This window comes from Stieleria sp., assembly GCF_041595215.1.
GTDB lineage: Bacteria > Planctomycetota > Planctomycetia > Pirellulales > Pirellulaceae > Stieleria > Stieleria magnilauensis.
Genome location: NZ_JBFHKV010000182.1, coordinates 1 through 10,281, shown reverse-complemented (window position 1 = coordinate 10,281; position 10,281 = coordinate 1). Strand labels below are relative to the sequence as shown.

6 protein-coding genes are annotated in these 10,281 nt (G+C 59.9%); 3 read left to right on the top strand and 3 right to left on the bottom strand.

What is annotated here, in order from left to right:
* Positions 1 to 348: 348 nt before the first annotated feature.
* The 3 genes from ABX749_RS09520 (at position 349) to ABX749_RS09510 (ending at position 4,816) form a co-directional block, all read left to right on the top strand.
* Positions 349 to 1,899, top strand: a complete 1,551-nt coding sequence (locus tag ABX749_RS09520; protein ID WP_372895767.1) for a Do family serine endopeptidase — start codon at positions 349 to 351, stop codon at positions 1,897 to 1,899.
* Between the two features lie 143 nt (positions 1,900 to 2,042).
* Positions 2,043 to 3,452, top strand: a complete 1,410-nt coding sequence (locus ABX749_RS09515; RefSeq protein WP_372895766.1) for an ATP-binding protein — start codon at positions 2,043 to 2,045, stop codon at positions 3,450 to 3,452.
* An 8-nt stretch (positions 3,453 to 3,460) separates the two neighbouring features.
* Positions 3,461 to 4,816 carry a sigma-54-dependent transcriptional regulator gene (locus tag ABX749_RS09510; RefSeq protein ID WP_372895765.1) on the top strand — a complete coding sequence of 452 codons (1,356 nt, stop codon included), beginning with the start codon at positions 3,461 to 3,463 and terminating at the stop codon, positions 4,814 to 4,816.
* 164 nt (positions 4,817 to 4,980) lie between these two features.
* On the opposite strand, the gene ABX749_RS09505 is transcribed toward ABX749_RS09510, so the two are convergent.
* From ABX749_RS09505 to ABX749_RS09495, 3 genes are all read right to left on the bottom strand, one after another.
* On the bottom strand, positions 4,981 to 5,904 hold the full coding sequence (locus ABX749_RS09505) for a hypothetical protein (protein ID WP_372895769.1): 924 nt from the start codon (positions 5,902 to 5,904) through the stop codon (positions 4,981 to 4,983).
* 318 nt (positions 5,905 to 6,222) lie between these two features.
* Positions 6,223 to 7,617 (bottom strand): DUF1501 domain-containing protein, encoded by a 1,395-nt coding sequence (locus tag ABX749_RS09500; protein ID WP_372895768.1) that lies wholly within the window; start codon positions 7,615 to 7,617, stop codon positions 6,223 to 6,225.
* Between the two features lie 59 nt (positions 7,618 to 7,676).
* Positions 7,677 to 10,281 (bottom strand): DUF1549 and DUF1553 domain-containing protein (locus ABX749_RS09495; RefSeq protein WP_372895764.1); only part of this gene is annotated, 2,605 nt, incomplete at its 5' end.

The window sequence follows — 10,281 nt, the reverse complement described above, 5'->3', positions numbered from 1 at the left end:
GTGAAACGTAGCACAAGGCAGATGTCATCCGACAGCAAGTGCACGTCGTGGATGCGATCGCCACGGCGTCGGCATTGTAAACCAGATCGCATCGTTGCGTTCGGCGCAAATCCGATCATCTCCCGCTGGGGCATTCTGCCCCGCCGCGACTTTTTGGGACGGATCGACTGGATCCAGTCAATCGCCCGAGGCCAGCAACGAAAAATGTTTGGTGCCGTAAATAACGGGACGGACGCAGATTCCGAGTGCAACGATGCCGCTCTGGTACGCGGCGTGCCTTTCAGACGGATCGATGACGCGGCGTGTTGCCGCTGCAACCTCCTCCGTCTGATTGAAGGACATCAAACCATGAAGAAGCACAAGAGCCGTCTAAGGACAGCACTCGTCGCGGCACCATTGACGTTGGCAGCAACCGGTCTGTTGATGGCAGCTGCTCCGATGACCAAAATTGATACCACACCGGCGCCGGCCGCGGTGACACGCCCCGCGCCGTCACCGGCGATCACGCCCGAACAGCTGAACATCGCCAATTCACTCTCGCAAGCGTTTCGCAATGTAGCCGATCGCGTCTTGCCGGCGGTCGTGGCCATCGAGAACCGCCCGGACACGTCCTGGCGTGCCGCCAAAGCTGCTCCCGACGGCAACTCGAAGAATACGCCCAATCCGTTCAAGGGGACACCGTTTGAAGACATGTTCCGCGACGGCCAAATCCCGATGCAACCCGGCATGCCCCCGCGTCAGGCTCCGCGTTCGCAAGGCGGCATCGGATCGGGCGTGATCATCGACACGTCGGGGATCGTGTTGACCAACAACCACGTCGTCGAAGGCGGCGGGACCGTGATCGTGAAGACCCACGACGGCCGCGAATTTGAGGCGGTCGAAGTGTTCACAGACCCGAAAACCGACATCGCCGTGGTCAAGATCAACGGCGACGATTCGTTGACGGCCGCGAAACTCGGCGACAGCGACACGACGTCGGTGGGCGACTGGGTCGTCGCACTCGGACAGCCGTTCGGGCTGGAAAGCACCGTCACGGCAGGGATTGTGAGCGCGAAGAATCGCGGCATCGGCATCACCGCTCGTGAGAACTTCATTCAAACTGACGCGGCGATCAACCCCGGTAACAGCGGCGGCCCGTTGGTCAACCTGTACGGCGAAGTGATCGGGATCAACACCGCGATCTCGTCTCGCGGCGGCGGAAACAACGGCGTCGGATTTGCCGTGCCGTCCAACATGGCCCGTTGGGTCAGCGATCAATTGGTTGCCAGCGGTACGGTGCAGCGGGCTTACTTGGGCGTCGCCATTCAGCCGGTGTCCCATGAATTGGCCGGCCAGCTCGGCGTCTCTCCCCGAGGCGGTGTGGCGGTCACCAACGTGTTCCCCGACACGCCGGCGGCCAAGATGGGTTTCCAGTCGGGCGATGTGATCGTGAAGTTCGGATCGACCAAGGTCGCCACCCCGCAACAACTGCAACTGGCCGTCGAACGATCCGCCATCGGGCAGACGGTTTCGGTGGAGATCGTGCGTGACGGGAAAACGGTCGCGTTGACCTATGAACCCGAAGCGGCACCGAATGACTTTGCCGATGCCGGACCGAAACAGAAACCCGGCGGTGTGAAGATGCAGTCGCTGGGCATCGAGGTCACTCCGTTGACCGCCGACGTCGCCAAGCAACTCGGCCTGGAGGAGTCCGCGGGCGTCGTGGTCACGCGAGTCCAGGAAGGCAGCCGCGCCGAGCAAGCCGGGTTGAGCCCCGGAATGGTGATTGCCCAGGTCAATCGCCAAGACGTCTCGACGATGGCCGAGTTTGAAAACGCGGTCAAATCGGACGAGGACGGAACCCTCCTGTTGTTGGTTCGCAGCGAGCGAGGCTCCCGCTTCGTTGTCATCGAAGGATAAGATTCCCCACCCGAGCAAGGAGGCGCGAACCACATGCGACCAACGTCCCCGCGGCGTTGGTCGCTCTTTTTGCTGGCCCACGTTTTGACGGCCGATGCCAAAGGGTATCCTGGTGACTCGCTTCGATCGACGAGGAATGAACGATGAAACTTGCCGCCAAATTAATCCTCCTGTTCATGCTGGGCGTGCTGGGCATCGTCGCCCTGTTCTCCTGGCAAACCATTCGACGACAACTCAAGTGGGACGAAGAGCTACGTGCCAACCACGTCGATGACGTCGTCGGAGCGCTCAAGCCCGCGATCGACGACGCCTATCGCAACGGCGGTGTGGTGACCATTCAACAGGCCATCGAAGTGACCGCGCGTCATATTCCCGGCCAAGAACTGCGTTGGGTCGAAGGCGTGCCGGCCGGCGATTCGGAAACCAAGATCACGTCGCGAAAAGTCTCTCGAATCTCCGTTTCCGACAAAGACGGCGAAACCGTCGCCCACACGTTTGTCCCGTTGGAAATCGACGGTTCGCAAGCCGGCGGCGTGGAAGTGTCTCAATCGATGAAGCACCAGGAACAATTCATACGCGATTCCATGATCGCATCTCTTCTGTCGCTGCTCGGCGTTGCCGCCCTGTCCGGCATGATGATTTACTTTGGCGGCGTCCAACTGGTCGGCAAACCGCTCGAAAAGCTGATCGATCAAGTCCACCAGATCGGAGAAGGCAAGTTGCCTCAACCGCCCGCCTTGAAACGCAGCGACGAACTCGGATCGCTGGCCGAAGCGATCAGCCAGATGAGCCGACAGCTGGACCAGCAACAGAACACGATTCGCCACACCGATCGGCTGGGAACCGTCGGCACGCTGGCCGCCGGCATGGCGCACGAGATGGGCACGCCGTTGAATGTCGTTGCGGGCCGGGCCAGTCTGATCGCGAGCGGAAAACTGTCGCCCGAGGAAGTCCGACAAAGCGCTCAAACGATCAAGTCCGAAGCCGAACGGATGACCACGTTGATTCGTCAGTTGTTGGATTTTGCACGCCAATCGCCGACCACCCACACGCGAATCGACATCGGCCAAATCGCGCGGACCACCTGTGATTTGATCGAACCGATCGCGGATAAATCGTCCGTGAAGATTGATCTCCGCTGCGACGATCAAGCCTACCCGATCCGCGGTGACGCCACTCAGATCCAACAAGTGCTGACCAATTTCCTGACCAATGCGGTCCAGGCCATGCCCGACGGCGGCACCGTCACTGTGGCCCTCGAGCGACGACAGTCCTCGCAGGGCGATCGGATGGTGGTCCACGTGACCGATCAAGGCCGAGGCATCCCGCCGGAACAACTCGATCACGTCTTCGAACCGTTCTACACCACCAAGGATATCGGACAGGGAACGGGGCTCGGACTGTCGATCGCCTACGGGATCGTGCAAGAACATGGCGGGGACATCGACGTTCAAAGCAAAGAAAACGTGCAAACCACGTTTAGCGTCTCCCTGCCCGCCGCCGAAAAACCATCAGCCGCCGCCGAAGAACCAACAGCCAACGCCCCATCATGAACGGAACCATGTCTAACCCGAACGTCTTGATCGTGGACGACGAACGAAACATGTGTGAGTTGATCGAGACCGATCTGCGACTGCGCGGGATCAACAGCCGCTGGTGTCTGTCGGCAGCGGACGCGGTGGAGGCCTTGCATCAAGAAAACTTTGATGTGGTGCTGACCGACGTGAAAATGCCGGGCACGACGGGTTTGCAACTGTGCCGGCAGTTCACCGAAACCAGACCCGATGTGCCGGTGATCGTGATGACCGCTTTCGGAACGTTGGAAACCGCGATCACGGCGATGCGGGCCGGTGCGTACGACTTCATCACCAAGCCGATCGAGATGGATCTGCTGGCGATCACCTTGCGGCGGGCGATCGAACATCGCCAACTGTCCGAGCAAGTCCGATTGCTGAACGCATCGTCGGACGACATCGGCGCGTTCGGGGAGATGATCGGCAAAAGTCCCGCGATGGTGAAACTGTACGAACAACTGCAACGTGTCGCACAATCCGATGCCGCGGTTCTGATCTGTGGGGAAAGCGGAACCGGCAAGGAGCTTGTCGCCCGGTCGATCCATGCCAACAGCCGGCGGAGCGAAAAACCGTTTGTCGCCGTCAACTGTGGCGCGCTCAGTGAAACATTGCTCGAGAGTGAACTGTTCGGCCACGTCAAGGGAGCCTTCACCGACGCGCGGAGCGAACGTCGGGGGCTGTTTCTGGAAGCCAATGGTGGAACGCTGCTGTTGGACGAAATGGGCGAGATGCCGATGCCGATGCAGGTCAAGTTGCTGCGGACCCTGGAAGAACGATCTGTCCGTCCGGTGGGCAGCGACAAGGACATCCCCTTTGACGTTCGTGTCTTGACGGCAACCAACCGTGACTTGGAAACCTCCGTCGCCGAGGGGCGATTCCGCGAGGACCTGTTTTATCGGATCAACGTGATCGGCATCCAACTGCCGCCGCTGCGAGCCCGGGGAACCGACACGCTACGACTGGCGGAACATTTCTTGAAACAGTTTGCCAGATCCGAACGCAAATCGGTGGACGGGTTTGCCGAAGGCGTGGCCGAAAAACTGCTCGCGTATTCTTGGCCCGGTAACATTCGCGAGTTGCGCAACGTGATCGAACGCGCCGTCGCGTTGACGCGTTACGACAAGATCACGATCGAAGACCTGCCGGAAAAGATCAGCAACTTCTCCGCCGGCACGCTGTTCATCGGCGGCTTGGATCCGAGTGAACTGGTCCCGATGGAAGAAATCGAACGCCGCTACATCAACCATGTGCTCGAAGCGGTCGGCGGCAACCAGACGCAAGCCGCCCGAATCCTCGGACTGGACCGAAAGACGATCTACCGCAAGTTGAAACAGGACACGTAGGTCACGCGGTGCGTGACGATTGGCCAGACACGTAGGTCACGCGGTGCGTGACGGTCGGCCAGACGCGTAGACACGTAGGTCACGCCGTGCGTGACGATTGGCATGCACAGCATGCCCTACTTGCTCGGGGTAATGCATGACAGACCACGTCACACCCTCCTCCATCACTTCAGCGGTAACCCGGTCAGTTTTTCGCCGTTGGTGTCGAGGATTTGAAAGTGGTGGATGCCGACTTTCTTGCCGTCGGTGTATTTCCAAACCACTTGTTTGTCGCGTGTGACTTCAAACATCTTTGGCGCCGCGGGATCCTTTCGTCCGCCGGCATAGCTGGTGATCACTACGTTGCCGTTGGGCAACACTTGGCTGCCGCAAGGATCTTGCAACCAGGGTCCGGGCAGGTCGTCGTTGGTCAACTGCCAAACGATTTCCCCGGACGCATCGAAGTCGACCACTCGGTTTCCGTGTGTACAACACACCAGGGTCTGGTCATCGCCGTGGCGAATCGCGGTGAACGGCCAAGTGTGGATGGCATGCTCGGTATCCCCGGGCACGGTTGTGTCGAGCTGACCGAGGACGCGGCCCTTGGCGTCGTAATGAAAGACCGCGAAATCAAACAGATGCGGCGCCAAGTACGTTCCATCGGCCAGCTTTCTGGCCATCCGCGTCTGCATGTGATGGTTTTCTTTTTGACAGGCCAACGGGAACTCAACCCGCACCGCTCCGGAACGATCCACCTCGATCAACCGCGGGTTCGTGCCGGCTTCGGTGATCACGAACGTCCCATCGGCCGTCGGCTGGGCGCTGTTGACTTCCGACTGCGTGCCTTTCCAGATCAGCGTTTCCTGTCCATCGGGAGTGATTTCAACGACGGCACCGCCGGAGTATCGTTTCCCCTTGTTGAGTGTCAGGACGATGTTGCCGTTTTCCAGAACGTATCCATCGCGTGTGGCGTGGGGGTAGGTCCATGTTTTGTTTCCATTGCCATCGACGATGTACGTCGCTCCGCCGCAAGCGAGAAAACCATGGGTCGTCGGCTCGGCGGCATGGGACGCGGAGAGTGTGACGACGCAGCACAACACGGCGGTGATCGATCGAACGAGATTTCTGCAGCGTCGGACGGGCCCGGTCTCCGTAGTTCCGTCGAGGGTTTGGGTGACAGCGCGTGGCTGTTGGTCAACGGACGTGATTGGGTGTTGGAGATTCATTTCGCACTGGGGAATGTTGGGCGTTGGAAGGGGTAAGAGCGGCAGGGCGCGAACCCTCCGGTCTTTCATGGTGAAACCGGACGGCTCACGCCGTTCCGCTAACTGTTTTAGTGCCAAAGCAAGTGGCATGGGGTTACTGGTTTGTGGTCGCCGGCGGAGACGACGGGGGTGGCAAGCAGGATGCTTGCCCCACTTCGGGCATCACGCGATGATGTCATGGACCACGTGGCCCTTGACGTCGGTCAGCCGCATGTCGCGTCCGCCGAATCGGAAGGTCGACCGGGTGTGATCGACGCCCATCAGATGCAGCATCGTCGCGTGCAGATCGTGGACTTCGACGCGGTTTTCGATCGCCTTGTAACCGAACTCGTCGGTCGCCCCGTACGTGGTGCCGCGTTTGACGCCACCGCCGGCCATCCAGACGGTAAACCCAAATTGGTTGTGGTCGCGTCCGTCCTTGCCTTGGGCAAAGGGTGTGCGTCCGAACTCGCCCGCCCAAACGACCAATGTCTCGTCCAGCATTCCGCGCTGGCGAAGGTCTTTCAACAGCGCGGCGATGGGCTGGTCGACGGCGCGGGCGTTGTTTTCATGCCCCTGTTTCAGATTGCCGTGTTGGTCCCAACGATCACCGCCGACCTTAGGGCACGTCAGCTCGACAAACCGGACTCCACTTTCGATCATTCGACGAGCAATCAAGCACTGCGCTGCATAAATCCGTGTCGGTTCGTACGTTGATTCCATCCCATACATTTTTTGGACGTGGGCGGGTTCGTCCTTGATCGACATCACTTCCGGAACCGCCATCTGCATCGCATAGGCCAGTTCGTAATTTCGGATTGCAGAATCCAGGCTATCGTGCCGGCCGAACTGTTGGGAGGCAAAGCCATCCAACTGGCCGATCAAATCGAGTTTCTCACGCTGGCGTTGCGGAGACGACTCGGTCGGCGCGATGTTGGCGACGCCACTTCCGGAAGGTTTGAAGACCGATCCCTGGTAGCTGGCGGGCAGAAATCCGCTGCCGAAACAATCCAGTCCGCCGGGCGGGATCAGTCCACCGTTGATGACGACAAAACCGGGCAGGTTTTGGCACACGCTGCCCAGGCCATAATTGACCCAGGCCCCCATGCTCGGACGCCCCTGCAGACCGCTGCCGGTGTGCAGAAAGTAGTTGGCAAAGGTGTGTTCGGGAAACTCCGACACCATCGATCGCACAACCGCCAGCTCATCGACACAGGTCGCCACGTGGGGAAACAGGCTGCTGACGGGGATGCCCGATTCACCGTGCTGCTGGAACTCCCAGGGGCTCGCCAGCACCGTGCCGTTGTTGTTGAACTGAGTCGGTTCGACGTCGAACAAAGTGCCGGGGTCTTTGCCGTTGAACTTGGTCAACAGCGGTTTCGGATCAAAGGTATCAACCTGCGACGGTCCGCCATCCATGTACAAGAAGATCACATTCTTGGCACGTACGTGGTGATGCGGGCCGTGACCGGCTTTGCCGAGTTCCTCCGATTGAGTCGATTCCAAAGAATAAGCGGCGTCCTGTGCCAAACCGGCCAACGCGACGGCCCCAAAGCCGCTGGCGCAGCGTCGCAGCATGTCGCGACGCGAACTCGGCTGGGCTTGATAGCGTTGGCAGGGAAAAAGAGAGTGTTTGGTCATCGCAGAAAAATAAACTCCTTGGTGTTGATCAGCGCGTGGGCGAAATCGCTCCACAATCCGGCGTCGTCGGGATCCACTTGGCGGGCGTCGCGCTGGGAATCCAAGAACGCCTGGGCGACGGCCAGTTCTTGTTCGGTCGGTTGTCTGGCAAAGGCCGACGTGTACATCCAGCGGATCCGCGGCTCACTGGACGAGTGCAACGAGCGAGCCCGGTCGGCCCATTGGCCGGCCAATTGAACCACCAACGGGTCGTTCATCAGAATCAATGCTTGGGCGGGGACGTTGGACACGTTGCGTCGCCCCATCGTGCTGAACGGAACCGGCGTATCGAACGTCAACATGAACGGCGAGAGAAAGTTGCGTCGCACCGCGGTGTAAATCGATCGTCGACGTGCTCCGTCAAGCGGGCCACTCCGTCCCGGCCGGCCACGTCCATCCATGAACGCCGTCAGGTGAATCGGAATCGGCTCGCCGAATTGCACCGGGTCCAAGGCTCCGGAGATCGACAACAGCGCGTCCCGAATGACTTCGCCTTCGAGGCGTTTCGGGGGTCGGTGGTGAAAGAGCAGGTTTTTGGGATCGGCGGCCACCGCGGCGGGATCGGCCAGGCTGGACATCTGATAGGTACGCGAGAGCACGATCCGCCGAATCATCCGCTTCAGACTTTGTCCGTCCTGACGGAATTGGGTGGCCAGGTGATCCAACAAATCCGGGTGCGTCGGTCGCTGGCCCAACACGCCGAAATCGTCGGTGGTGGGCACGATGCCTCGGCCGATCAAGTAATGCCAGATTCGATTGACGATGACGCGAGACGTGAGCGGATTGCCGGGATCGTTGATGTGTTCGGCCAGTTCCCGTCGTCCACTGCCCGATCGAATTTCCATCGGGTCGTCACCGGAAATCGCGGTCAGAAAATGTCGCGGTTCGATCTGGCCGGGCTTCGATGAATTGCCACGAATGTAAACCGATGCGTCTTCGCCTGTCCCATCGAGCATCGCCATGGCCAGTCGAGATCGGTGCATGATCTGAGACTGCAGTTGTGATCGTTCTTGAGACCACAGGCGGGCGATTTCGGAAAGCTCGTCCGCCAGGATCTCGCGGGCCTGGCTTGCCATCTTCTCCACGTTGGCGGCGATTGACTGTTGTCGCTGCTGGAGACGTTGTCGATCCGATTTCGATGCCCCTTGCGTGATCAACGAAACTTCCAGCTGGGCATTTTCGTCCGGGGTGAATTCCAGGTGCAGCCTATGGCCGACGTAACGATTCAGATTCAATTGCACCCAATCATCGGTCGCTTTGATCGCCTTGATCGTCTCGCCGTGCAGCGGGCCGGCGATCAAACGGTGGGAGTCCACGCAGGCGACGACGTGACCGGCACCACGCACCCGACAGGCGACGTTGCCGTCGGTCAAGGTGAACGTCGGCGTCCGCAAGGTGCGTCCGCTGCGGGGCAGATTGGCCAGCCGGCTGCGGTTGTTCATCCCCGTCTCGCTGACCGACTGCAGTCCGTTCCAAAAGGGATCACTGACCGCTGCGGAAACGGTCGTGAATTCAATCACCGGCTTGTCGTCCTTTTCGGCGACGATGCTTTGTCCGGCACGCCGCGGCCGGTCTCCGAACAGAAACCCGTCTTGATAGAACTGGTCCACGGAGAGGGTTTCGTAGTCGAACACGATCGCCGCGGCCAACTCCGGTTTCATCGGGGCGACGGGCTCGGGCGCTAACTGACGTTCGACCAGTAGTTGTTCGACCGAGCTTTGATACTTGGCATCGACTGCCGACAGGCTATCGGCGATCTTGCGATTGTGTTCGATCGACTCGAAACGGACCTGCCGGTAATCGCTGCCTTGCAGGAAGCCGGTCAACGAGTAGTAGTCGGCGGTCGAGATGGCATCAAACTTGTGATCATGACAGCGGGCACAGGACACGGTGACACCCAGGAACGCTTTCGACATGACATCGATCATGTTGTCGAAGCGGTCGCTCTCGTCCTTCAAGATATCCACCGGAGAATGGACCCATTCGCCGAGAAACCAAAATCCGGTTCCCAGAATCGATTCATTGAATCCCTCGTCGGGGTTCGTCCGTGGCCGTTCCAGCAGATCACCGGCAATGTGTTCGCGAATCAATTGGTCGTAGGGCACATCGGCGTTGAGCGCGCGAATGATGTAGTCGCGGTACTGGAATGCGTTGGGTGCATCGTTGTCAAACTCGTGGCCGCGCGATTCGGCGTAGCGGACCAGGTCCAACCAATGACGGCCCCAACGTTCGCCGAAGTGCGGAGAGTCGAGCAGTTCGTCGACGAGCCGCTGCAACGCTTGGGGCGACTGGTCACCGAGAAATCGTTCGGCCTGTTCGGGGGTCGGCGGCAAGCCGATCAAATCAAAGCACACGCGTCGCAGCAGCGCCGATCGGTCTGCGTCGGTGGACGGTTTCAGCCCCGCCTGTTCGAGCCTGTGGAGCACGAAATGGTCCAGCGACTGTCGCGGCCAGGTGTCGTGTTTCACCTCGGGAGGCTGGGGCGATCGAATCGGTTGCCAGACCCAGTGGTCCTGGGATCGTTGTTCGAGATCAAACTCGGGCCGTGTCGCCGTCTCCTCC